This is a genomic window from Streptomyces sp. NPDC060232 (assembly GCF_042726555.1).
GTDB lineage: Bacteria > Actinomycetota > Actinomycetes > Streptomycetales > Streptomycetaceae > Streptomyces.
In genome coordinates this window covers 224402-246228 of the sequence record NZ_JBHXAG010000006.1, presented here as the reverse complement: position 1 = coordinate 246228, position 21827 = coordinate 224402, and the positions used below count along the sequence as shown (strand labels likewise).

The window sequence follows — 21827 nt, the reverse complement described above, 5'->3', positions numbered from 1 at the left end:
TGGCAATGCGGACGGGAACCTCGTCGTCGTTCGATGCCCTTTATGCCGAAGTGCAGCAGTTCTACGCCGATCACATGCACCTGCTGGACGCCGGCGACGGCGAGGGCTGGGCGCGGACCTTCACCGAGGACGGATCCTTCGCGCCGCCCTCGCTGCCCGAGCCCGTCGTCGGCCGGGCCGCGCTGGCCGCGGGGGTCGACAAGGCCGCCGCGGTGCTGGCCGAGGCCGGCGAGGTGCACCGGCACCTGCTCGGCATGGTGTCGGTCCGGCCGCGCGACGACGGCTCCCTGAGCGTCCGTTCGTACGCGCAGATCATCGCCACGCCGCAGGGCGGCAGCCCCCGGCTGCACCTGATGTGCGTGTGCGACGACGTGCTGGTGCGGGTGGACGGCGCACTGAAGGTGCGCGAACGCCGCGTCACCCGTGATGACCGACGCCCGTGACCGCGACGCCGCCGGGACCCGCCGTGACGACGGGAGACAGCCAGGAAGGGAGGACGCGGTGGCGACTCCGCGTGACGTGAGAAGGCCCGGTACGGTCGCCGTGCTGGGCGCGACCGGCACCATCGGCCGGCAGGTGGCCGCGGCGTTCGCGCGCGCCGGCCACGAGGTCCTCGGCGTGGCCCGGCGCCCGGCCCCGCACACCGCCCGGCACCCCTTCGTCCCACTGGACGTGGCGGCGGCCGATCCGCGGGACATCGCCGGACTCCTCGCCGAGCGGAACGTGGAGGTCCTCGTCAACGCCACGGGCGGATGGGTGGTGACGGAGGAGGCGATGCACCACGCCCACGTGCGGCTGGTGGAGCGGATGCTCGCCGCCGCCGCACAGCTGCCCACCCGCCCCCGCGTCGTCCACGTCGGCAGCATCCACGAGTACGGATTCGTGCCCCCGGACCCCGACGGCATCGACGAGTCGGTGACACCGGAGCCGACCACCCCGTACGCCCGTACGAAACTGGCCGGGTCGCGGGCCGTACTGGAGGCGGCCCGGGCCGGGGACGTCGACGGGGTCGTGCTGCGCCCGGTCAACGTGTGCGGTCCGCACCCGTCGGAGGCGAGCTTCCTGGGCACCGTGCTGAACCGCCTGCGCGCACTGACGCCGGGGGAGCGGCTGGAGCTGGTGATCGCCGACGCGGCACGCGACTACGTCGACGTGCGCGACGTCGCCTCGGCGGTCCTGCTGGCCGCGGACACGGCGGCATCCGGCACCGTGTTCAACATCGGACGCGGTGAGGCTCCCACGATGCGCGAACTGGTCACGACCCTGGTCGAGGCGGCGGGATTCCCGCCCGGGACGGTCGAGGAGACCGGCGGGGCGGTCGAGAGCAAGGGCGGCGGCTGGACCAAGGCCGACATCCGGCGCGCGGAGCGGGTGCTGGGCTGGCGCCCGGCCATCGGGCTGAGCGACTCCCTGCACGACATGTGGAAGGCGGCGGGCTGAGCCCGGCCGCCACCCCGGGCGCCCGTCGGCGGGCGCCCACTTCCCCACGATCGGAGAGAGGTACGCGTGATGAGTGAACTGACCCTGCCGGTACTGGTCGAGATCTTCCGGGAGTGCGCGGGCGAGCCGGACGGCGCCGGTCTGGACGGTGAGGACGTCGGCGACGTCGAACTGGGCGTCCTCGGCTACGACTCGCTCGCCCTGCTGGAGGCGATCAGCCAGGTCGAGCGGAGGTACTCCATCGGCATGCCGGACGCGGAGACCCGCATCAAGACGCTGAACCAGTTCCTGGACCAGGCCAACGAGCAGCTGGTCCAGCGGCCTTGAACCCCGCCGTCCCGTTCGCCGGATCAGCCGGCGGACGGGACGCCGACGAAGAGGCCGCGGCCGGCGGGCGCGACCGGGACGTAGTCGACGCGGAAACCGGCGGCCTCGAACGCGGCCTCGTACCGCTCCTGCGAGAACAGGCCGATCAGGTGCGTCTCGTGGAAGTGCCGTACGCCCGAGGCGCCGTCGGCGACGAGATAGTGCACGTCCATCCGCGAAGCGGCCCCCTCCCGCACCGAGTGGGAGACCCGGGACACGGTCCGCTCCCCGACGGTCACCGTGCTGCCCGCGACATGCCCGTGCAGGTACGTCTCGGGGAACCACCACGGGTCGACGGCCACCACCCCGCCGGGCGTCAGATGCCGCGCGAACCGGCGCAGCGCGTCGACCAGCGCCTCCTGGGTCAGCAGGTAGCCGATCGAGCCGAACATGCACGTGATGACGTCGTAGGTGCGGCCGAGCTCGAAGTCCCGCATGTCGCCCACGTGCACGGGCACGTGCGGCAGCGCCGCCCGCGCGAAGCGGGCCATCGGCTCGGACAGCTCCAGCCCGGCCACCTCGTCGAACAGCTCGTCGAAGCAGCGCAGGTGGGCCCCGGTACCGCAGGCCACGTCGAGCAGGGCGGCGGCGTCCGGCCTGCGCGCCCGCACCTGTCGCGCCACCTCGGCAGCCTCCTGGAGGTAGTCCTTGCCGCGGCTGCGGTGGATGAGCTCGTAGACCTCGGCCAGTTCGGCTCCGTACACGGCGACCTCGCTCGACGGGCGCCCGCCGGCGCCGGCGACGGCGACGGGCGCAGGGTTGGGGACAGGGGTCCGGCGCGACCGACGCCACTTTGACGACAGGACCTAGAAGAACGCCGGAGACCGGCTGGACGCTCGGGGCCCCTGGGGCGCTCGCGGACCCGGGCCCCGCTGTCGAGCGGGGTTCGAAGCCCCCCTGCCAGGGTCGGGGCACCACGGACCCGCGGCACAGGTTGGAGTCCCACCGTGAGCACAGCAACGAGCACAGACCGGACCGCCGACGAGCGTGCCGGCGCCGGTTCCCCGTCGGCGGAGCTCGCCGGGCTGCTGGACGTACTGCGCGGCTACCTGGACCAGGCACCCCAGCTCAGTCTGCCGCCGCGCGCGTTCACCTCGCCCGAGCTGTACGAGCTCGAACGCACCCGGGTCTTCGGACGTTCGTGGGTGCTCGTCGCGCACCGCGACGAACTCGCCGAGCCGAACAGCTACGTCTGCGTCGACGTCGCGGGCGAGCAGGTCGTGGTCACCCGCGACGCGGACGGCGTCCTCCACGGGATGTCACCGGTCTGCCGGCACCGGATGATGCCACTCGTGGAACCCGGCGCCGCCGGCCGGGCCGACTCCTTCACCTGTCCGTACCACCTCTGGCGGTACGCACTCGACGGCCGGCTCATCGGCGCGACCCACATGCGGAAGAACCCGGACTTCGACCCGGAGAACTGCCGCCTGCCCGCCTTCGCCGTCGAGGAATGGCACGGCTTCGTGTACGTGAACCTCGACGCGGCCGCGGCCCCCCTCGCTCCCGAACTGAAGCGCGTCTCCGGCGACCTGGCCAACTACCGGCTCGACGAGATGGCGCAGCTCGGCTCCTGGAGCGAGGAGTGGGCGTGCAACTGGAAGGTCGCCGTCGAGAACGCCCACGAGAACTACCACGTCATGGGCTTCCACCCAGAGACCCTCCAGCAGTCGACGCCGGGCGGGTCCGACACCGACGTGCGGGTCGACTCCCCGTGGGCGCTGCGCCTGCTCGTCCCGTTCACCGAGCCGCAGGAGGCCTACGTCCTGCCGCTGACCGACGCGGAGAAGGCCCACCTGTACGGCATCTTCGTCTTCCCCGCGGCGAGCCTGGCGGCGGCGGGCGAGATGGTCATCTGGCTCAGCCTCGTCCCGCGGACGATCGACCGGACGCTGGTCCGCGGCGGCATTCTCGTGCCGCGCGCCGCGCTGGAGGGCGCCGACCCCGACGAGATGCGCCGCCAGGCCGAGACATACGCAGGGATGATCAACAGCGAGGACCGCACGGGCCTGGAGGCGGTCCAGCGCGCGGTCGGATCCCGCTTCGCCGCACGCGGCCACCTGAGCCCCAAGGAACCGGGCGTCGTGGCCTTCTACCAGAACCTGGCGCGGGCCCTGCTGCGCGCCGACGACGACTGGCCGGGAGGCCTGTGAGCCCCCCGACGGCCGGTCACTGCCATCCCCGGCAGGCCTACCCCAGCCGGCCACCCAAGGAAGCCACTCAAGGAAGAAGAGGACACCCATCGTGCTCAGTTGTCGGATCTGCCGCGGTCGGCTGCACGAGTTCATCGACTTCGGACAGCAACCGCTCTCCAGCGGGCTCCTGGAGCCCGAGTACCTCGGCGACGAGTTCTTCTTCCGGCTGGCCGTCGGCGTCTGCGGCGACTGCACCATGGTCCAGCTCACCGAGGAAGTTCCCCGCCACCTGATGTTCAACAGCCACTACCCGTACCTGTCGTCCGGGTCCTCCGTCATGCGCCGGCACTTCGAGGAGACCGCCCGGCGCTTCCTGGAGACCGAACTCGCCGGGAAGGACGCCTTCCTCGTCGAACTCGGCTGCAACGACGGTGTCATGCTCCGCGCCCTCGCCGAGGCCGGAGTCCGCCACCTGGGCGTCGAACCCTCGCAGAGCGTGGCCGACATCGCGCGGCGCCAGGGCATCCGCGTCGCCACCGAGTTCTTCCAGGAGTCGACGGCCGCCGACATCCGCAAGGAGGAGGGCCACGCACAGGTCATCTTCGCGGCCAACACCGTCTGCCACATCCCCTACCTGGACTCGATCTTCCGCGGAGTGGACGAACTGCTCGCTCCGGACGGGGTGTTCGTCTTCGAGGACCCCTACCTCGCCGACATCGTCGACCTCGCCTCCTTCGACCAGATCTACGACGAGCACTACTACTTCTTCTCCGTCTCCTCCGTGAGCGCCATGGTCGAGCGGTTCGGCTTCGAACTGGTCGACGTGGAACGGCTCCCCGTGCACGGCGGAGAGGTCCGCTACACCATCGCCCGCGCCGGCCGGCGCACCCCCTCGCCCGCGGTCGCGGAACTGCTGGGGCAGGAGCGCCTGCGCGGGCTGTCGGACCTCGCCACCCTCCAGGGCTTCGTGGCCCGCGTGGAGCGGGCCCGGGACGAACTGGTCGCGCTGCTGAGCCGGCTGCGCGACGAGGGCCGTACGGTCGTCGGGTACGGGGCCACGGCCAAGAGCGCCACGGTCGCCAACTACTGCGGCATCGGGCCCGACCTGGTCTCCTTCATCTCCGACACCACCCCGAACAAGCAGGGGCGGCTGACACCGGGCTCGCACATCCCGGTCCGGTCCCGGTCCGACTTCGAGAACCCCTACCCCGACTACGCCGTGCTGTTCGCCTGGAACCACGCCGAGGAGATCATCGCCAAGGAGCAGCAGTTCCGGGCCTCGGGCGGCAAGTGGATCCGCTACGTCCCGGACGTCCGCGTGCTCTGAGCGCGCCCGCGCCCCCGCTGCGACCACGCCGGACGAGGAAGGGTGCCCCGATGCGGGTCCTGTTCACCACTCACACAGCGAAGTCCCATCTGTTCGCCCAGGTCTCGCTGGCCTGGGCACTGCGGGCGGCCGGCCACGAGGTCCACATGGCCGGCCAGCCCGACCTCGCCGACGACATCACCCGCACCGGCCTGACCGCCGTGACGGCCGGAGCCGCGCTCGACGTGGCGGCCCAGATGGAGTCGTACGAGCAGCACGACGGGTCCGGCGACGGCACGGAGCACGACCCCGGAGCCTGGGAGGAGGCAGCCGGCGCGGACGACTACCGGGCCCTCGCCGAGCGGTACGCGTACTGGACGGACATGACCGAGATCCGTCCGCGGAAGCTGACGTACGAGTACATGCACGGAGTCTTCACCGCCATGACCACCCAGGTGTTCCAGCAGTACTCCGCACCCGCGATGATCGACGACCTGGTGCGCCACGCCCGCTGGTGGCGGCCGGACCTGGTCGTCTGGGACCCGCTGACCTTCGCGGGTCCCGTCGCCGCCCGGGCCGTCGGCGCGGCCCACGTCCGGCTCCTGTTCGGCCTGGACCTCATCGGCCGGATGCGCCGGCCCTACCTCGACGCCGTGCGCCGGCTGCCCCCGCGGCAGCGGGAGGACCCGATGGAGGAGTGGCTGGGTGAGACCGTGCGGCGCCACGGCGGGGAGTTCGGCGAGGAACTCGTCGTCGGGCAGCGCACCATCGACCCGCTCCCGCCCTCCCTGCGCCTCCTGGACGGGCCGGACCGGATACCGATGCGGTGCACCCCCCACAACGGCAGCTCCGTCCTCCCGGACTGGCTGCGCGAGCCGCAGGCGCGCAGGCGCGTCTGCCTCACGCTCGGGGTCTCGCACCGCGAGTTGCTCGGAGCCGACCGGGTCCCCCTCGGCGAGGTGCTCGCCGCCGTGGCCGGGCTCGACGCCGAGGTGGTCGCCACCTTGAACGAGGCCCAGCTCGCGTCCGTCACCGACGTGCCGGACAACGTCCGCGTCGTGGACTTCGTACCGCTGGAGACCCTGCTCCCCAGCTGCTCCGCGGTGATCCACCACGGTGGAGCGGGCACCTTCAACACGGCGCTGAGCTGCGGGGTGCCCCAACTGATCCTGCCCGACGGGGTGTGGGACACCGACCACAAGGCACGCCTGCTGCAGGAGCGCGGAGCCGGCATCCGGGTCGCACAGCCCGAGAAGGCCGACGCCGCGATGCTGCGCGGCCTGATCACGAGGCTGCTGGAGGAGCCGTCCTTCGCCCGGGCGGCCGCCCGGCTCCGCGGGGAGTCGAGGGACATGCCGGCGCCCGGCTCCGTCGTACCCGTCCTCGAAGAGCTCGCCGGGCGACGACCGTACGAACGACAGGGAGAGTGGCAGTGAAGGACCTATCGCGCCGCGGATTCATCGCGGGCGGCGTCGCGGCCGGCGGCGCCGCGGCGCTCGCCACGGCCGGCACGGGAGCGGCCGCGGCGGCGGACACCGCAGCCGCCGGCTGCTTCCCGGTGCCCCCGCCCAAGGACATACGCCCGGGCGACCCCCGCTACGAGGAGCTGATCGCCCGGGGCTACAACGGAAGGTTCTCCGGCCGGCCGGAGTCCGTACGCCTCGTCCACCGCGCCGACCAGGTGGTCGCCGCGGTGGACGACGCCCTGCGGACGGGCCGGCGGATCGCCGTCCGCAGCGGCGGACACTGCTTCGAGGACTTCGTCGACGACCCGGCCGTCCAGGTCGTCGTCGACGTCTCCGAGATGAAGTCCGTGCACTACGACCCGCGGCACAACGCCTTCGCCATCGCGTCCGGCGCGACGCTCGGCGAGGTGTACCGGACCCTCTACCTCGGCTGGGGAGTGACCGTCCCGGCGGGCGCCTGCCCGAGCGTCGGCGCCGGCGGCCACATCGCCGGCGGCGGATACGGGGGCCTCTCGCGCCACCACGGCTTCGTCGCCGACCACCTGCACGGCGTCGAGGTCGTCGTCGCCGACCGCCCGGGCCGGGCCCGCCTGGTCACCGCCACCCGGGACCCCGCCGACCCCCACCACGACCTGTGGTGGGCCCACACCGGCGGCGGAGGCGGCAACTTCGGCATCGTCACCCGCTATCTGATGCGCTCGCCCGACGCGCGCGGCAACGACCCCACGGCCCTGCTGCCCCGGCCCCCGGCCACGATCCGCTCCGTCACCATCGGCTGGTCGTGGGCCGACATGGCCGAGGCGTCCTTCGTACGGATCCTGCGCAACCACGGCGCCTGGCACGAGAAGGAGTCCGGGGTGGCCTCCCGCTACGCACCCCTCAGCGCCTGGCTGATCCTCAACCACCAGGCCGCGGGCCGGTTCACGCTCGTGGCCACCGTGGACGGAGCCCTGCCGCACGGCGCGAAGCTGCTCGACGAGTACGCCGCGGCCGTCACCGCCGGCACCGGGGTGCGGCACGAGGCCGAACAGGCCACCGCGCTGTGGCTGAAGTCCACCCTGACCGCCGACCCCTACGCGGGCGGCCGGTACCCCTTCAAGTCCAAGGCCGCGCTTCTGCGCAAGGCCTGGACGGAGACCCAGATCCGGACCCTGCACCGCTATCTGACCAGTTCCGGCGGTGAGCACCAGGGCTCGGCCGTGTACCTCTCCACCCTCGGCGGCAGGATCAACACGGTCCCGGCGGCCGCGACGGCGATCCCCCACCGGGACAGCCTCTTCAGCGCCTCGTACGAGACGTCCTGGTGGCCCGGGATCTCAGGTGACGAGCAACTCGCCTGGGTGCGCGGCCTGTACCGGGACGTGTACGCCGACACCGGGGGCGTCCCCGTACCCGGCGCCGCCAACGGCGGGGCCTACGTCAACTACCCGGACGTCGACCTGGCCGACCCCCGCTGGAACACCTCCGGAGTGCCCTGGCACACCTTCTACTACCGGGACAACTACCCCAGGCTCCAGCAGGTCAAGGCCCGCTGGGACCCGGCGGACGTCTTCCGCCACGCGCTGTCGGTCCGGCCGCCGGGCCGCTGACGCGCCGCAGGCGCCCGCGGCCCGCGCGCCCGCGACCCCTCACACCAGGGACTGCAGGCGCCCGACGAGCGCGGCGGGGGACGGCATCGCCGTCGCCTCGTCGCGTACCCCGGCCGCGGCCGCCCGCATCCCGTCGTCCTCCAGCAGCGCCCGGAACTCCGCCGCTCCGACGGCACCCGCCGAGGTCCCGATGGCGATGCCCCGCTCGACGAGGGCCCGCTCGTTGTCCTTCTGGTCCGGGCTGAGCGGCATCACGCACTGGGGCACGCCCATGGCCATCGCCACCGCCGACGTACCCGACCCGCCGTGGTGGATCAGCCCGTGACAGGTTCTCAGCAGCGGCCCCAGGGCGAGCCAGTCCACCGTGCGGACGTTGGGCGGCAGTTCGCCCAGCAGCGACGGATCGCCGCCGCCGAGGGTGAGGACGAACTCCGCGTCCGTGCCGGCCGCCGCGGCGACGAGCGGTGCCAGCACGGCGAGACCGCCCCACAGCCCGGCGATCGACCCGAGCGTGACCGCGATCCTGGGCCGGCGCGGCGGCTCCAGAAGCCAGCCGGGCAGTTCGCCGTTGCCGTTGAAGGGCACGTAGCGGAACGGCACGTCGTCGTCCGCCCGCACCCGCTCCGGGAGCAGCTCCAGCAGGCTCGGCGGCATCGAGTTGAGCCGGAATCCGGGCGGCGGCACCGGTGCGACACCGTGCCGCACGTAGTGCTCCTTCATGTGATCGCGCAACAGGCCGGCGATGCGCGGCGCACTGTCGGCGGGACCGGTGACCACCGACACGGCGGGCACGCCGATCGCACCCGCCGCCAGCGGGCCCGCGCCCTGGAGCGGCGAATGGACGATCAGGTCCGGGGACCAGCCGCGGGCCACCTCCAGCAGCCGGTCGACGGTGACGCCCGACACCCTGGCGAACAGCGCGGCGACGAACTCGTCCCCGCCGTCGACGCTGAAGTCGATCTCCTCGGGCCGGAACACCGTCGCGTAGTCGAGTCCGGGGGTCAGATCGACGACGTGGACGCCCGCCGCGGCCACCGCGCCGACGTCACCGCCCTGGGCGAACAGCACGTCGTGGCCTGCCGCGGTCAGCGCGTGCGCCAGGGGCACGGACGGGAAGATGTGCCCCAGCCCTGGGGAGTTGACGAACAGTACGCGCATGGGGACTCCTCGCCTCATGAAAGGGGTGGGGTGGCCGCGCCGCCCTCCTCCCGGGTGGTGGTGCCACCTTCCCCCCGCGTCCTTGAAGGCTCACGGAGCCTTGTTGAACACACCCTTCGAGCGTCTTTCGACACCCGGCTGCCAGGGTCGGTGCCCCCAGCGAGCCGAAGGACTGCCTTGTCAGATGGAGATCATCGGGAACGGGTTCCTCGCACGACATCTCGCACCGCTCACGGCCGGACATCCCGCAGTGACGGTGCTCGCCGCGGGCGTGCCCACCCACCCGCTGCCCGACGCCGAGCACCGCCGTGAGACCGCGCTCGTCGAAGACACGGTCCGGCACTGCCTGCGGCAGGGCCGGATGCTCGTCTTCTTCTCCACCGCCAGCATGTACGGCGGACCCGGGGAACCCGCCGGCCCCGGCGTCGAGAGCGGCCCGCAGGTCGCCTCCACCCGCTACGGGCAGCACAAACTCGACCTCGAACGGCTCATCAGGGCCTCCGGGGTGCGCCACCTCGTCCTGCGGCTGGGCTACGTACTGGGCCCGGACGAACCGGGCTTCCGCCTCCTGACGGCGCTCGTCACCCAGGTCCTCGCCGGCCGGGTGCGCGTCCAGCGCGGAGCGCGCCGGGACATGCTCCACGTGGCCGACTTCACCACCGTCGTCGACGCCCTGCTCCGTACCGGGGTGTGCGACGAGACCGTGAACGTCGCCTCCGGGGACTGCGTGGAGGTGGCCGCCGTCGTGCGCCACCTCGAACACCGCCTCGGCGTCACCGCGCACCGGGAGGTCACCGACGACAGCGTCGAGCACTGCCCCTCCGTACGGAAGCTGCGGCGGCTGGTGCCCGGGCTCGACCGGCTGGGATTCGGGCCGGGATACCACCGGTCCGCCATCGACCGATATCTGGCGGCGACGCGTCCCGCGGACGTCATCCGGAGGGAAAGGACACAGACGCCATGACGGCGGGAGACCTCACCGAACCGCGCACATCCGAGGGCCGGGCCCTGCTGGACGTACTGGACCGGCACCTGCCGGACCTGGCGGCCGGCGCCGCGGAGCACGACCGCAACGCCACCTTCCCCCTGGACGCGGTCCGCCGCATGGGCGCGGACGGCGTACTCGGCGCGACCGTGCCACGGGAGTTCGGCGGACTGGGCGTCGCCGACGTCCACGACGTGTGCCTCGCCGTGAAACGGATCGCCGAGGCCGACGCGTCCGTCGCCCTGTCCCTGCACATGCAGTTCAGCCGCGGCATCACCATGTCCTACGAGCGGGAGCACGGCACCGACACCGGGCGCGCCCTGGCCGAACGGCTGCTGCGGCTCATGGGCACCGGAGGGGCCCTGGTCAGCGGCGCCCTCAAGGACGCCGGCGCCACCACCGAGCTGGTGCCCGCGGACGACGGCGGCTGGCGGCTGACCGGCCGCAAGATCCTCGTCAGCATGGCCCCGTTCGCCACGCACCTCGTCGTCGCGGCGCAGACCCGCCCCGCCTCGGGCCCCCCGCTGCTGGCCTCGGCCTTCCTGCCCGCCGACACCCCCGGCCTGAAGGCGCCGGACAACTTCAACGGCATGGGCATGCGGGCCTCCGCCAGCACCGAGGTCGTCTTCCGGGACTGCCCCGTGCCCGCGGCCGACGTCTTCCTGCGCGGCCCGGTCGGCGTCCGCAACGACGCCGCGATGGCGGGCCAGACCGTCAGCTCGATCGGACTGCTCGGGGTGTACGCCGGGATCGCCCAGGCGGCCCGTGACTTCGCCGTCGCCGGCGTCGCCCGGCGCGGCGGAGCGCCGGCCGCCGCCGTCCGCACCCTGGTGGCCGAGCTCGACGTGAAGCTGTACACGCTCCGCACGGCGCTCGCGGCGGCCCTGGTCAACGCCGACCACCACGCCCACCGCACCACGGTCGACCCCGACGAGCGCGGCCGCCTGATGATGGCGCCCTTCCAGTACGCGAAGCTCGTCGTCAACCGCACCGCGGCGGCGATCGTCGAGGACAGCATGACCCTCATGGGCGGGGCGTCCTTCACCACGAGCCACCCCCTGTCCCGCCACTACCGCGACGTCCGCGCCGGCTGGTTCATGCAGCCCTTCACCTACGCCGACGCCGTCGACCACCTGAGCGCGCACGCGCTCGGCACCGACCCGGAGGGCAGCACGCCGTGAGCGGTACGAAAGGCGAGCCGGTGCAGGAGCGGCCCGTCGACACCCTGGTGCGGATGTCGAACCTGGTGACCCCCATGGCGCTGCGCGTCGCGGCCACCCTGCGGCTGGTCGACCACCTGCGCCGCGGCGTCACCGGCCCCGGTGCCCTCGCCGAGGCGACCGGGACGGACCCGGACGCCCTGTCGCGGCTGATGCGGCACCTGGCCGCCGCCGGGGTCCTGGAGGAGACCGGACCGGGCCGCTACGCACCGACCCGCCTCGGCGACCTGCTCGCCGAGGACGACCCATCCCGGCAGCGCTCCTGGCTCGACCTGGACCAGGCCGTCGGCCGCGCGGACCTGACCTTCCTCGACCTGCTCCAGGCGGTCCGCACGGGGCGGCCGCAGTACGCCGACCGGTACGGCAAGCCCTTCTGGACGGACCTGTCCGACGACGACGGACTCGGGGCGTCCTTCGACACCTTGATGACGAGCCGCGAGGACGCCGCCTTCGCCGCGCCCGTCGCCGCGTACGACTGGAGCCGGGCCCGGCACGTGCTCGACGTCGGCGGCGCACCGGGCGGTCTGCTCAGCGCGATCGTGCGGGCCGCGCCCCGGGCCCGCGGCACACTGCTGGACCTGCCGGGAGCGGCGCGCCGGGCGCGCGAGCGCATCAAGGCGGCCGGCACGGACGACCGCATCGACGTCGTCGCCGGCGACTTCTTCGACGAACTGCCCGTCTGCGCGGACGTCGTCGTGCTGTCGTTCGTCCTCCTCAACTGGTCGGACGCGGACGCACTGCGGATCCTGGGGCGCTGCCGCGACGCCCTGCGGCCCGGGGGCCGGATCGTCCTGATGGAGCGGGCCGAGGCCCCGTCCGGTGGCACGCGGACCTCCGACCTGTACTTCAGCGTGCTCGACATGCGCATGCTCGTCTTCCTCGGCGGCCGGGTCCGCACCGACCGCGAATGGGCCGCCCTGGCCGACGCCGCGGGCCTTCGCGTCGTCTCCCGGTCCGGGCCGCTGGTCTCACCGAGCGTGCCCCTGGACTCCTGCGTGTGGGAGCTGGCCCCGTACTGAGCACGTCACCGCCCACGACGACCGCCGATCCACGGAACCAGGGGTTCCGCGAGCCGAGAGGAATACCGGAGTGGCAGAACGCATCGTCACGTCGAAGGACGTGCAGCTGTGGAGCGAGGACTTCGGCGACCCCGCCGACCCCACCCTGCTCCTGGTGGCGGGCGGGGGCCTGACCGCGATGAGCTGGCCCGCCGAGTTCGTCGACCGGCTCGTCGCCGGCGGGCTGCACGTGATCCGCTACGACCACTGGGGGGTGGGCCGCTCCACCGGCTGGGACCCGGCCGAGCGCCCGTACAGCTACCTGCGGCTGGCCGCCGACGCCGTCGCGGTGCTCGACGGCTGGGGCGTCGAACGGGCCCACTTCGCGGGCATGTCGATGGGCACGGTCCTGTGCCAGCTCGTCGCCCTCGACCACCCGCGGCGGATGCTCAGCATGTCGCTGATGCTCGGCGGGGCACTCGACGTGGACTTCCCCGGCAACATCCGCCGCGCCTTCGCCGGCGAGCCCTCGGCCGACGGACTGCCCCTCCCGCAGGAACGGTTCCTCAGGGCGCTCGCCGTCATGAACGAGGAGGTGGACGGCCCGGAGGCGGAACTGGAGCGGCGGGTGCGCCGGTGGAAGCTGTTCTCCGGCGACGAGACCCCCTTCGACGAGGCCGATTTCCGGCGGTGGGAACAGCAGGCCGTCGACCACTCGGGCTCCCTCACCGAGCCGCAGGTGCACTACGCGGTGCAGCCGCCGCCCCGGGAGCGCGCCCGCGAGCTGCGCGACGTAAGGGTCCCCACCCTGGTGGTCCAGGCCATGCAGGACCCGATCGCGCCCCCGCCCCACGGACGCCACCTCGCCGGCCTGATCCCGGGCGCGGACCTGGTCGAGATCGAGGGCATGGGGCACGCGCTGCCGCGCTCGGTGCACCCGCCGCTCGCCGAGGCCGTCCTGCGGCACGTACACCGGAGCGGGTGACCGGGCCGGGCCACCCGCACCGGTGCACGGTGCGGGTGGCCCGGCCGACGGCTTCAGTCGGCGAGCTCGAACCGGGGCTCCCCGGTCCGGGTGCGCTTGACCTCGTAGAAGCCCGGAACACCGGCCATCAGCAGCAGGCCGTCCCACAGCCGGCCGGCCGTCTCCCCCGTGGGCGCGGGGGACACCACCGGACCGAAGAAGCCGACCCGCTCGCCGCCCGGCCGGGCGACCGACACCACCGGCGTTCCGACGGCACCGCCGGCCAGCGCCACGGCCTGCGCGTGCGAGGCCCGGACGGCCCCGTCGTACGCGGTGGAACCGGCGACCTCCGCGATCTCCTCCGGCAGCCCGGCATCGGCCAGGGCCCCCGCCAGGTTCCCCCAGTCGCCCTGGAGGTGGAAACGGGTGCCCATCGCCGTGAAGAGGTCGCCGAGCGCGCGCTGCCCGTACCGCTCCTCCACCGCGGCGCAGACCCGTACCGGCGCCCACATGTAGTCCTCCCACTCGCCCTCGGGGTTGTCGTCCCGGTGCTCGTTGAGCACCGACAGACTCATCACCCGCCAGTGGACGGTCACCGGCCGCACCTTGGTGACCTCCACCAGCCACCGCGAGGTGATCCACGTGTACGGGCAGACAGGGTCGAACCAGAAGTCCACGGTCCGCTGTTCGGTCATCGATCGGCGCTCCTCACACGGCTCTCTCGGCAGGACACCCGCTAACGGCGCCAGCCGTCCGGCTCCGGCCACGGCTCGCCGAGCTGGCGGTAGGTGCTCTGGTACTCCGGCCAGTCCCGGTGGTCCCTGATCTTGCCGTCGACGACGCGCAGCAAGTGGATCTGCTCCCCGGAGAAGCGGCGACCGGTCGGCGCGATGCCGACCATGGGGCCGACCTGACGGCCGTAGAGCACCAGGTAGGCCCGCACCCAGTCGCCCCGCTCCTCGATCCTGACCTCCTCCAGGTGCGCTTCCTCGGAGAAGGTCCTGCGCACCCAGGCTACCGCCATGGCGAACGCCTCGGGCCCCTCACCGAGCCCGTGCTCGATCGTGGCCGGATTCAGGTACTCCGGGTGGATGAACTCGTCGGCGTCGTCCGTCCTGCCGGTGTTGTACGCCGCGATCAACCGCCGCACGGCTTCGAGGTTCCGACTCACAGTGTGCCTCCGGCTCTCGGTGTGCTCGTTGCCGACGAGCATCCCAACACCGCCTTCGGCAGCGGATCGACGTTCGCTGGTGCCGTTCCTCCACGGCCGCTCCACGGCGTCTCCACGACCGCTCGACCCCCGACCGGCCGCCGACACCGCCGGATCCAGACGGTGTTGAGCGGGCTGCGAGAACCGACGCCCACGTTGGACGACGCCACAACGTCAGAGCGCGACGCCGGACCTGAAAAGAGGCGTGAGATGCAACCGAACGACCGTGATCCCAGCGGGAGCGGGGTGGTCACCTTCATCAACAGATTCACCGTGCACGCCTCACCCGAGGAGTTCGAGAAGGCCTTCGCCGAGACCGGACGGCACCTCGCAGGCCGGGACGGATTCCTGCGGTACACGCTGCACCGGCACGCCGAGGACCCGACCCGCTGGGTCAACATCGCGCACTGGCGCGACACGCGGGCCTTCCGCGCCGCGGTGGGCGCCCCGTCCTTCCCCCAGCACGTCGCGCGGCTGCGGGAACTGAGCACCAGCGAGCCCGGCCTGTACGTCCCCCGGCAGTACGTGCCGGCGGAGCGGGCGGCGACGGAGGGCCCCTGATGGCCGCGTCCACGGGCCGCCGCGTCGTCATCACCGGCATCGGGGTCGTCGCCCCGGGTGCCGTGGGGCGCAAGCCCTTCTGGGACGCCCTGACCGCCGGGCGCACGGCCACCAGGCGGATCACCTTCTTCGACCCCGGCCCCTACCGCTCGCAGATCGCAGCCGAGGTCGACTTCGACCCGCTGGCCGAGGGGCTGACCCCGCAGCAGGTCCGGCGGATGGACCGCGCCGCGCAGTTCGCCTTGGTCAGCGCCCGTGAGGGGGTGGCCGACAGCGGGCTGGACCCCGCGGAACTCGACCCCGCGCGCACCGGTGTCGCCATCGGCAGCGCCGTGGGCTGCACCATGAGCCTGGAGGACGAGTACCGCGTCGTCAGCGACGGCGGCCGGCTGTGGAACGTGGACGACTCCTACGCCGGACGGCACCTCTTCGACTACTTCGTACCGCACTCGATCGCGGCCGAGGTCGCCCGCGACGTCGGCGCGGAAGGACCCGTGTCGCTCATCTCGACCGGCTGCACCTCCGGGCTGGACTCGGTCGGACACGCGGTGGAGCTGATCCGGGAGGGCATCGCGGACGTCATGGTGGCCGGCGCCACCGACGCCCCGATCTCGCCCATCACCGTGGCCTGCTTCGACGCGATCAAGGCGACGACGCCGCGCAACGACGAACCCGGGCAGGCCTCACGGCCCTTCGACCGGACCCGGAACGGATTCGTCCTGGGCGAGGGCGCCGCGGTCTTCGTCCTGGAGGACGCCGAGCACGCGCGCCGCCGGGGCGCGTACGCGTACGCCGAGATCAGCGGCTTCGCCTCCCGCTCCAACGCCTTCCACATGACCGGACTGCGCCCGGACGGCCGCGAGATGGCCGAGGCCATCCGCGTGGCGATGCTGCGGGCCGGGGTGTCCCCGCGGGACATCGACTACGTCAACGCGCACGGCTCGGGCACCCTCCAGAACGACCGCCACGAGACGGCGGCCTTCAAGAGGGCCCTGGGCGAGGACGCCTACCGGGTGCCCGTCAGCGGCATCAAATCGATGATCGGCCACTCGCTGGGGGCGATCGGCTCGCTGGAGATCGCGGCCTGCGCCCTGGCCGTCGAGCACGACACCATCCCGCCCACCGCCAACCTGCACGAGCCCGACCCCGAATGCGACCTGGACTACGTGCCGTTGACCGCGCGCCGGCAGACCGTGGACACCGCACTCACCGTGGGCAGCGGCTTCGGCGGCTTCCAGAGCGCCATGGTGCTGCGCAGCCCGGACAGGGCGGCGTCATGACCTCCACCGCCGTGATCACCGGCATGGGCGTGATCGCGCCGACCGGCCTGGGCGCGTCCTCCCACTGGAGCCGCACGTTGGCCGGTCGGGCCGCGATCGGCCGGATCAGCCACTTCGACGCCGAGCGCTACCCGAGCCGGCTCGCCGGCGAGATCGCCGGCTTCGATCCGCGCGAACACGGCCTCCCCAGCCGGCTCCTGCCACAGACCGACCACATGACCCGGCTGTCCCTGGTCGCCGCAGAATGGGCGATCAAGGACGCCGGGGTGGACCTCGCGACGATGCCCGAGTACGGCGTGGGCGTGGTCACGGCCAGCTCGGCCGGCGGATTCGCCTTCGGCCACCGGGAACTGCACAACCTCTGGAGCAAGGGGCCGGAGCACGTCAGCGCCTACCAGTCCTTCGCCTGGTTCTACGCCGTCAACACCGGCCAGATCTCCATCCGGCACGGCCTGCGAGGCCCGGGCGGCGTGGTCGTCACCGAACAGGCCGGCGGCCTGGACGCCCTGGCCAAGGCCCGTCGCCAACTGCGCGACGGTGTCCCCATGGTGATCGCGGGCGGCGTCGACGGTTCCCCCTCGCCCTGGGGCTGGGTCGCGCAGCTGGCCGGCGGCCGGATCAGCACCGTCGACGATCCCGAGCGGGCGTACCTGCCCTTCGACGAGGACGCCGCCGGACACGTACCGGGCGAGGGCGGCGCGCTGTTCGTGCTGGAGACCCCGGAGTCGGCCCGCGCCCGCGGCGTCCGGTCCTGGCACGCGGAGATCGCCGGGCAGGCGTCCACCTTCGACCCGGCGCCCGGCAGCGGCCGCCCGTCCAACCTGCGGCGCGCCGCCGAACTCGCCCTCGACGAGGCGGGTCTGGCACCGGACGACATCGATGTGGTCTTCGCGGACGCCGCAGGCGTCCCCGACCTGGACCGCGCCGAGGCGGAGGCCCTCCGCGGGCTCTTCGGCCCGCAGGGCGTTCCCGTGACCGCGCCCAAGACGATGACCGGACGGCTCGGCGCCGGCGGGGCGGCCCTGGACCTGGCGACGGCCGTGCTGTCCATCCGGGACGGGGTGATCCCGCCGACGGCCAACGTGCGCCGGCCGGTCGCCGCGTACGGCATCGACCTCGTCCGCGCCCCCCGCCACGCACCGGTGTCCGCCGCACTCGTGCTCGCCAGGGGACACGGCGGCTTCAACGCGGCCGCCGTCCTGACCCGCCAACGATGACGACGAGGAGAGACATGTCCGCCCAAGACGACCGCCACGCCCTGGTCACCGGCGCCACCAGTGGCATCGGGCTCGCCATCACCACCCTGCTCTGCGAACTGGGGCAGCGCGTCTTCATCTGCGCCCGCGACCCCGAGAACGTCGCACTCACCGTCGAACGCCTCCGCGACAAGGGCCACGAGGTCGCGGGGCAGGCGTGCGACGTACGCTCCACCGAACAGGCCGGGGCCCTCGTCCGGGCCGCCGTCGACCGGTACGGCCCCGTGGACGTGCTGGTGAACAACGCCGGCCGCAGCGGGGGAGGCCCCACGGCGCAGATCACCGACGAGCTGTGGCTCGACGTCATCGACACCAACCTCAACAGCGTCCTGCGGATGACCCGCGAGACGCTGACCACGGGCGGCATGCTCGACCGGGGCACGGGCCGGATCGTCAACATCGCCTCGACCGGCGGCAAGCAGGGCGTGGTCCTCGGCGCCCCGTACTCCGCATCCAAACACGGCGTCGTCGGCTTCACCAAGGCGCTGGGCCTGGAGCTGGCCCCCACCGGCATCACCGTGAACGCGGTCTGCCCGGGCTACGTGGAGACGCCGATGGCCCAGCGGGTCAGGCAGGGGTACGCCGCGGTCTGGGACACCACGGAAGAGGCCGTGCTGGAACGGTTCGAGGCGAAGATCCCGCTCGGCAGGTACACCACCCCGGAGGAGGTGGCCGGCCTCGTCGGCTACCTCGTCACCGACCAGGCCGCACCCGTCACGGCGCAGGCGATCAACGTCTGCGGCGGACTGGGCACCTACTGACGGCCCGTCCGAGGACCAGGAGACCCGCACCATGACGAACAACCACCGAGCCGAACACCGCATCACGGTGCGGGCACCCGCCCGCACCGTCTACGGCCTGATCGCGGACGTCGAGGCGTGGCCGCGGGTCTTCCCCCCGACCGTGCACGTGGACGTCCTCGAACGGGCCGCGGGCGAGGAGCGCATCCGCATCTGGGCGACCGCCAACGACGCGGTCAAGACATGGACCTCGCGGCGCGTCCTCGACCCCGGGGGCCTGCGGGTGGGCTTCCGCCAGGAGGTGTCCCAGCCGCCGGTCGCCGCGATGGGCGGCGCATGGACCATCGAACCACTGTCGGACACCGCCTCCCTGGTCCGCCTGACCCACGACTTCCGGGCCGTCGACGACGACCCGGAGGGCATCGAGTGGATCACCCGCGCCGTCGACCGCAACAGCGAAGCGGAACTGGAAGCCCTCCGGCGTGCCGCCGAGCGGACCCCCGGCGCCGGCGAGGACGGCCTGTCGTTCGAGTTCGACGACGGGGTGGAGGTGGCCGGCGATCCCGCCGACGTGTACGACTTCCTCTACGACGCCCGGCAGTGGCAGGAGCGGCTGCCGCACGTGAACCGGGTCGAGCTGGAGGAGGGCACCCCGAACCTCCAGCTGCTGGAGATGGACACGCTCACCCCGAACGGCGCCGTCCACACCACGAAGTCGGTACGGGTCTGCTTCCCCTCCGACACCATCGTCTACAAGCAGCTCAGGACACCCGCCCTGATGACCGTCCACAACGGCCGCTGGCGGATCGCGAAGAGCCCCTCCGGGTGCACCGTCACCTCGACGCACACCGTCGTCCTCAACCGGGACGCCGTCGTCCCGGTCCTCGGCGAGGGCGCCACGGTCGGTGACGCGCGCACGTTCGTCCGCGACGCGCTCGGCCGCAACAGCACCGCGACCATGCTGCTCGCCAAGGAGTACGCCGAGCGAGCGGCACGGGAGCGCTGATGCGGGTCCTGTTCACCACCTTCGGCGCCCGCAACCACGTCCACGCCCAGGTCGCGCTCGCCTGGGCGCTGCGGGCCGCCGGCCACGAGGTGTGCCTGGCCAGCCACCCCGACCTCGTGGAGGTCGTCGCCCGCACCGGTCTGACCGCGGTCCCGGTCGGCCGCGAGCTGGGCGAGGAGCGGCTGATGGAGGAGCTACGGGAACGCGACGACGCGGGCCGCGACGCCTACGACGAGGACGCCCCGGACGCCCAGCTGCTGCTGGCGATGGACGAACTGCGCGCGGAGAAGCTGACGTACGACCACATGCACGGCGTGTTCACCGCGATGACCTCGGCGGTCTTCCAGAACTACTCGTCGGCCGGGATGATCGACGATCTGGTGGGCTTCGCCCGCGGCTGGCGTCCCGACCTGGTGATCTGGGATCCGCTGACCTTCGCCGGAGCCGTCGCCGCCCGGGTCACCGGTGCGGCGCACGCCCGGCTGATGTTCGGCCTGGACCTCGTCGGCCGCATGCGCGAGAGCTATCTGGCGCAGGTGCGCGGCAGGCCCGCCGCGCTGCGCGAGGACCCCATGCGGGAGTGGCTGGGCTGGGTGATGGAACGCTACGGCGGCGAGTTCACCGAGGATCTGGTGACCGGCCAGTGGACCGTCGACCCGGTGCCGACCTCGCTGCGGCTCCCGGCGGACCTGCCGTACGTACCCGTGCGCTGCGTCGCCTACAACGGCCGGGGCAGCGTTCCGCACTGGCTGCGCGAGGCACCCCGGCGGCCCCGGGTCTGCCTGACGCTGGGGGTCTCGCACCGCGAGGTGATGGGCGGCGACCAGGCGTCCGTCGGCGAGCTGATCGAGGCGGTGGCCGGACTGGACGTCGAGGTGGTCGCCACCCTCGACGCCCGCCAGCTGCGGGACGTCGGCAGCCTTCCGCCCAACGTCCGCGCCGTCGAATTCGTCCCGATGGACGTGCTGCTGCCGACCTGCTCGGCGCTCGTCAGCCACGGCGGGTCCGGCACGGTGCACACCGCCCTGCTGTACGGCGTCCCGCAGGTCCTGGTGCCGGGCACCATGTGGGACAACGCGATCCGTGCGGACCTCGTGGCACGGTCGGGCGCCGGACTGGGCCTGGACGCGCGGAACCTGACCGCGGCCGCCCTGCGCGACGCGCTCACCCGCGTGCTGACCGAGCCGTCGTTCGCGTCCGCGGCCGAGCGGCTGCGCCTGGAGACGCTCGCCACCCCGTCCCCCCGGGACATCGTCCCGCTGCTGGAGCAGCTCACCGCCGAACACCGGCAAGGACCCGCGCACCACGACGATCCTGTGAGGAACCATGTCTGACGCAGCACCCCCGCCCCCGGCCCCGCGGTCGGTCGTGGTGACCGGAGGCGGCTCCGGCATCGGCAGGGCCATCGCGCACGCCTTCGCCGACGAGGGCGCGGCCGTCCTCGTCGTCGGCCGCACCGCCGCTGACCTCGCGGCCACGGCCAAGGGGTACGACACGATCAGGACGCTCGCCGTCGACCTCACCCGGGCCGGCGCGCCCGGCCAGGTCGTGGAGACCGCGGTGCGCGAATTGGGCGGGATCGACGTCCTGGTGAACAACGCGGCGGCGCTGGGCCACCGGGCCCTCGCCGACGTCGACCCCGAGCAGGTGGCCGTCCAGCTCGGCACGAACCTCGCGGTGCCCGTGCTCCTCACCCGGGCCGCGCTCGACGCCCTGGCCGCCGACGGCGGCGGCACCGTGGTGAACATCGGCTCGTCCGGTGCGCGGGGGTCCCGGGCCTGGCCGGGCAACAGCGTGTACGGCGCCGCCAAGGCCGCCCTCGACTTCCTCACCCGCAGCTGGGCCGTCGAACTCGCACCGCGCGGCATCCGGGCCGTCGGCGTCGCCCCCGGGCTGGTCGACTCCGGCTTCGCGGAGCGGGCGGGCATGTCGGCCGAACACTACGACGGCATGCTCCGGCACGTGGGCGCGCTGACACCGCAGGGCCGGGTCGGCACCCCCGAGGAGATCGCCTGGTGGGTCACGCACCTCACCCGGCCCGGGGCACGCCATCTGACCGGCGCCGTACTGCCGGTCGACGGCGGGCTGTCCCTGACATGAACCGGCATGACCCCCATATCGGGACGGGGCCGCAGGCCCCCGGAGAGGCG

General features: G+C 73.0%; 22 protein-coding genes. 18 read left to right on the top strand and 4 right to left on the bottom strand.

The genetic code is table 11. From position 1 onward, the window contains the following. Positions 1–5 precede the first annotated feature (5 nt). The 3 genes from ACFWFZ_RS12280 (at position 6) to ACFWFZ_RS12270 (ending at position 1767) form a co-directional block, all read left to right on the top strand. Entirely contained in the window at positions 6–443 is a 438-nt protein-coding gene (locus ACFWFZ_RS12280; RefSeq protein ID WP_387120672.1) for a nuclear transport factor 2 family protein, read from the top strand. A gap of 58 nt (positions 444–501) precedes the next feature. Continuing rightward, positions 502–1440 (top strand): NAD-dependent epimerase/dehydratase family protein, encoded by a 939-nt coding sequence (locus ACFWFZ_RS12275; protein ID WP_387120510.1) that lies wholly within the window; start codon positions 502–504, stop codon positions 1438–1440. A gap of 69 nt (positions 1441–1509) precedes the next feature. Then, complete coding sequence (locus ACFWFZ_RS12270; RefSeq protein ID WP_387120507.1) at positions 1510–1767, top strand: phosphopantetheine-binding protein; 258 nt, start codon at positions 1510–1512, stop codon at positions 1765–1767. A gap of 23 nt (positions 1768–1790) precedes the next feature. Here the strand turns inward: ACFWFZ_RS12270 and ACFWFZ_RS12265 are convergent, their stop codons facing one another. Then, positions 1791–2510: a class I SAM-dependent DNA methyltransferase gene (locus ACFWFZ_RS12265; protein WP_387120504.1), complete on the bottom strand. Its 720-nt coding sequence runs from the start codon at positions 2508–2510 to the stop codon at positions 1791–1793. A gap of 243 nt (positions 2511–2753) precedes the next feature. Between ACFWFZ_RS12265 and ACFWFZ_RS12260 the strand changes: the two genes are divergently transcribed. The 4 genes from ACFWFZ_RS12260 to ACFWFZ_RS12245 all read left to right on the top strand — a co-directional run bounded on the left by ACFWFZ_RS12260 (position 2754) and on the right by ACFWFZ_RS12245 (position 8299). Continuing rightward, positions 2754–3956, top strand: coding sequence for an aromatic ring-hydroxylating dioxygenase subunit alpha (locus ACFWFZ_RS12260; protein ID WP_387120501.1), 1203 nt, complete (start codon positions 2754–2756; stop codon positions 3954–3956). Positions 3957–4047: 91 nt separating this feature from the next. Next, positions 4048–5265 carry a methyltransferase domain-containing protein gene (locus ACFWFZ_RS12255; protein ID WP_387120498.1) on the top strand — a complete coding sequence of 406 codons (1218 nt, stop codon included), beginning with the start codon at positions 4048–4050 and terminating at the stop codon, positions 5263–5265. 50 nt (positions 5266–5315) lie between these two features. Continuing rightward, the gene (locus tag ACFWFZ_RS12250; RefSeq protein ID WP_387120495.1) at positions 5316–6680 is read left to right on the top strand and encodes an activator-dependent family glycosyltransferase; all 1365 of its coding nucleotides are present in this window, start codon (positions 5316–5318) and stop codon (positions 6678–6680) included. Beyond that, positions 6677–8299, top strand: a complete 1623-nt coding sequence (locus ACFWFZ_RS12245) for an FAD-binding oxidoreductase (protein WP_387120492.1) — start codon at positions 6677–6679, stop codon at positions 8297–8299. Before ACFWFZ_RS12250 ends, ACFWFZ_RS12245 begins: the two co-directional genes overlap by 4 nt. A 39-nt stretch (positions 8300–8338) precedes the next feature. Here the strand turns inward: ACFWFZ_RS12245 and ACFWFZ_RS12240 are convergent, their stop codons facing one another. Then, the gene (locus ACFWFZ_RS12240; RefSeq protein WP_387120489.1) at positions 8339–9457 is read right to left on the bottom strand and encodes a nucleotide disphospho-sugar-binding domain-containing protein; all 1119 of its coding nucleotides are present in this window, start codon (positions 9455–9457) and stop codon (positions 8339–8341) included. Positions 9458–9641: 184 nt separating this feature from the next. On the opposite strand from ACFWFZ_RS12240, the gene ACFWFZ_RS12235 reads away from it, so the two are divergent. The 4 genes from ACFWFZ_RS12235 (at position 9642) to ACFWFZ_RS12220 (ending at position 13645) form a co-directional block, all read left to right on the top strand. Continuing rightward, positions 9642–10421 carry an NAD-dependent epimerase/dehydratase family protein gene (locus ACFWFZ_RS12235; protein ID WP_387120486.1) on the top strand — a complete coding sequence of 260 codons (780 nt, stop codon included), beginning with the start codon at positions 9642–9644 and terminating at the stop codon, positions 10419–10421. Further along, the gene (locus ACFWFZ_RS12230) at positions 10418–11623 is read left to right on the top strand and encodes an acyl-CoA dehydrogenase family protein (protein WP_387120482.1); all 1206 of its coding nucleotides are present in this window, start codon (positions 10418–10420) and stop codon (positions 11621–11623) included. Before ACFWFZ_RS12235 ends, ACFWFZ_RS12230 begins: the two co-directional genes overlap by 4 nt. Beyond that, positions 11620–12681, top strand: a complete 1062-nt coding sequence (locus tag ACFWFZ_RS12225) for a methyltransferase (RefSeq protein ID WP_387120479.1) — start codon at positions 11620–11622, stop codon at positions 12679–12681. Before ACFWFZ_RS12230 ends, ACFWFZ_RS12225 begins: the two co-directional genes overlap by 4 nt. A gap of 70 nt (positions 12682–12751) precedes the next feature. Further along, positions 12752–13645, top strand: a complete 894-nt coding sequence (locus tag ACFWFZ_RS12220) for an alpha/beta fold hydrolase (RefSeq protein ID WP_387120476.1) — start codon at positions 12752–12754, stop codon at positions 13643–13645. Between the two features lie 53 nt (positions 13646–13698). Here the strand turns inward: ACFWFZ_RS12220 and ACFWFZ_RS12215 are convergent, their stop codons facing one another. Next, on the bottom strand, positions 13699–14319 hold the full coding sequence (locus ACFWFZ_RS12215; protein WP_387120472.1) for a DsbA family protein: 621 nt from the start codon (positions 14317–14319) through the stop codon (positions 13699–13701). Positions 14320–14360: 41 nt separating this feature from the next. Continuing rightward, positions 14361–14795, bottom strand: coding sequence for a SnoaL/DnrD family polyketide biosynthesis methyl ester cyclase (locus ACFWFZ_RS12210; protein WP_387120469.1), 435 nt, complete (start codon positions 14793–14795; stop codon positions 14361–14363). 249 nt (positions 14796–15044) lie between these two features. Here ACFWFZ_RS12210 and ACFWFZ_RS12205 point away from each other — a divergent pair, with 249 nt between their 5' ends. The 7 genes from ACFWFZ_RS12205 to ACFWFZ_RS12175 are packed head-to-tail and all read left to right on the top strand — an operon-like array spanning position 15045 to position 21777. Continuing rightward, complete coding sequence (locus ACFWFZ_RS12205; protein ID WP_387120465.1) at positions 15045–15395, top strand: antibiotic biosynthesis monooxygenase family protein; 351 nt, start codon at positions 15045–15047, stop codon at positions 15393–15395. Then, positions 15395–16675, top strand: coding sequence for a beta-ketoacyl-[acyl-carrier-protein] synthase family protein (locus ACFWFZ_RS12200; protein ID WP_387120462.1), 1281 nt, complete (start codon positions 15395–15397; stop codon positions 16673–16675). Before ACFWFZ_RS12205 ends, ACFWFZ_RS12200 begins: the two co-directional genes overlap by 1 nt. Further along, positions 16672–17892 (top strand): ketosynthase chain-length factor, encoded by a 1221-nt coding sequence (locus ACFWFZ_RS12195; protein ID WP_387120459.1) that lies wholly within the window; start codon positions 16672–16674, stop codon positions 17890–17892. Before ACFWFZ_RS12200 ends, ACFWFZ_RS12195 begins: the two co-directional genes overlap by 4 nt. Positions 17893–17906: 14 nt before the next feature. Beyond that, the gene (locus tag ACFWFZ_RS12190; RefSeq protein WP_387120456.1) at positions 17907–18692 is read left to right on the top strand and encodes an SDR family NAD(P)-dependent oxidoreductase; all 786 of its coding nucleotides are present in this window, start codon (positions 17907–17909) and stop codon (positions 18690–18692) included. Positions 18693–18723: 31 nt separating this feature from the next. Then, complete coding sequence (locus tag ACFWFZ_RS12185) at positions 18724–19677, top strand: aromatase/cyclase (RefSeq protein ID WP_387120453.1); 954 nt, start codon at positions 18724–18726, stop codon at positions 19675–19677. After that, positions 19677–21011, top strand: a complete 1335-nt coding sequence (locus ACFWFZ_RS12180) for an activator-dependent family glycosyltransferase (RefSeq protein ID WP_387120449.1) — start codon at positions 19677–19679, stop codon at positions 21009–21011. The genes ACFWFZ_RS12185 and ACFWFZ_RS12180 overlap by 1 nt, the downstream gene beginning before the upstream one ends. Further along, positions 21004–21777, top strand: a complete 774-nt coding sequence (locus ACFWFZ_RS12175; RefSeq protein ID WP_387120446.1) for an SDR family NAD(P)-dependent oxidoreductase — start codon at positions 21004–21006, stop codon at positions 21775–21777. The genes ACFWFZ_RS12180 and ACFWFZ_RS12175 overlap by 8 nt, the downstream gene beginning before the upstream one ends. Positions 21778–21827 lie beyond the last annotated feature (50 nt).

Excerpts from the sequence above, each read along its gene's own strand:
- ACFWFZ_RS12180 (WP_387120449.1), top strand. The coding sequence starts at position 19,677 with ATGCGGGTCCTGTTCACCACCTTCGGCGCCCGCAACCACGTCCACGCC.
- ACFWFZ_RS12185 (WP_387120453.1), top strand. The coding sequence starts at position 18,724 with ATGACGAACAACCACCGAGCCGAACACCGCATCACGGTGCGGGCACCC.
- ACFWFZ_RS12200 (WP_387120462.1), top strand. The coding sequence starts at position 15,395 with ATGGCCGCGTCCACGGGCCGCCGCGTCGTCATCACCGGCATCGGGGTC.
- ACFWFZ_RS12230 (WP_387120482.1), top strand. The coding sequence starts at position 10,418 with ATGACGGCGGGAGACCTCACCGAACCGCGCACATCCGAGGGCCGGGCC.
- ACFWFZ_RS12235 (WP_387120486.1), top strand. The coding sequence starts at position 9,642 with ATGGAGATCATCGGGAACGGGTTCCTCGCACGACATCTCGCACCGCTC.
- ACFWFZ_RS12190 (WP_387120456.1), top strand. The coding sequence starts at position 17,907 with ATGTCCGCCCAAGACGACCGCCACGCCCTGGTCACCGGCGCCACCAGT.
- ACFWFZ_RS12270 (WP_387120507.1), top strand. The coding sequence starts at position 1,510 with ATGAGTGAACTGACCCTGCCGGTACTGGTCGAGATCTTCCGGGAGTGC.
- ACFWFZ_RS12250 (WP_387120495.1), top strand. The coding sequence starts at position 5,316 with ATGCGGGTCCTGTTCACCACTCACACAGCGAAGTCCCATCTGTTCGCC.
- ACFWFZ_RS12175 (WP_387120446.1), top strand. The coding sequence starts at position 21,004 with ATGTCTGACGCAGCACCCCCGCCCCCGGCCCCGCGGTCGGTCGTGGTG.
- ACFWFZ_RS12195 (WP_387120459.1), top strand. The coding sequence starts at position 16,672 with ATGACCTCCACCGCCGTGATCACCGGCATGGGCGTGATCGCGCCGACC.
- ACFWFZ_RS12215 (WP_387120472.1), bottom strand. The coding sequence starts at position 14,319 with ATGACCGAACAGCGGACCGTGGACTTCTGGTTCGACCCTGTCTGCCCG.
- ACFWFZ_RS12280 (WP_387120672.1), top strand. The coding sequence starts at position 6 with ATGCGGACGGGAACCTCGTCGTCGTTCGATGCCCTTTATGCCGAAGTG.
- ACFWFZ_RS12205 (WP_387120465.1), top strand. The coding sequence starts at position 15,045 with ATGCAACCGAACGACCGTGATCCCAGCGGGAGCGGGGTGGTCACCTTC.
- ACFWFZ_RS12240 (WP_387120489.1), bottom strand. The coding sequence starts at position 9,457 with ATGCGCGTACTGTTCGTCAACTCCCCAGGGCTGGGGCACATCTTCCCG.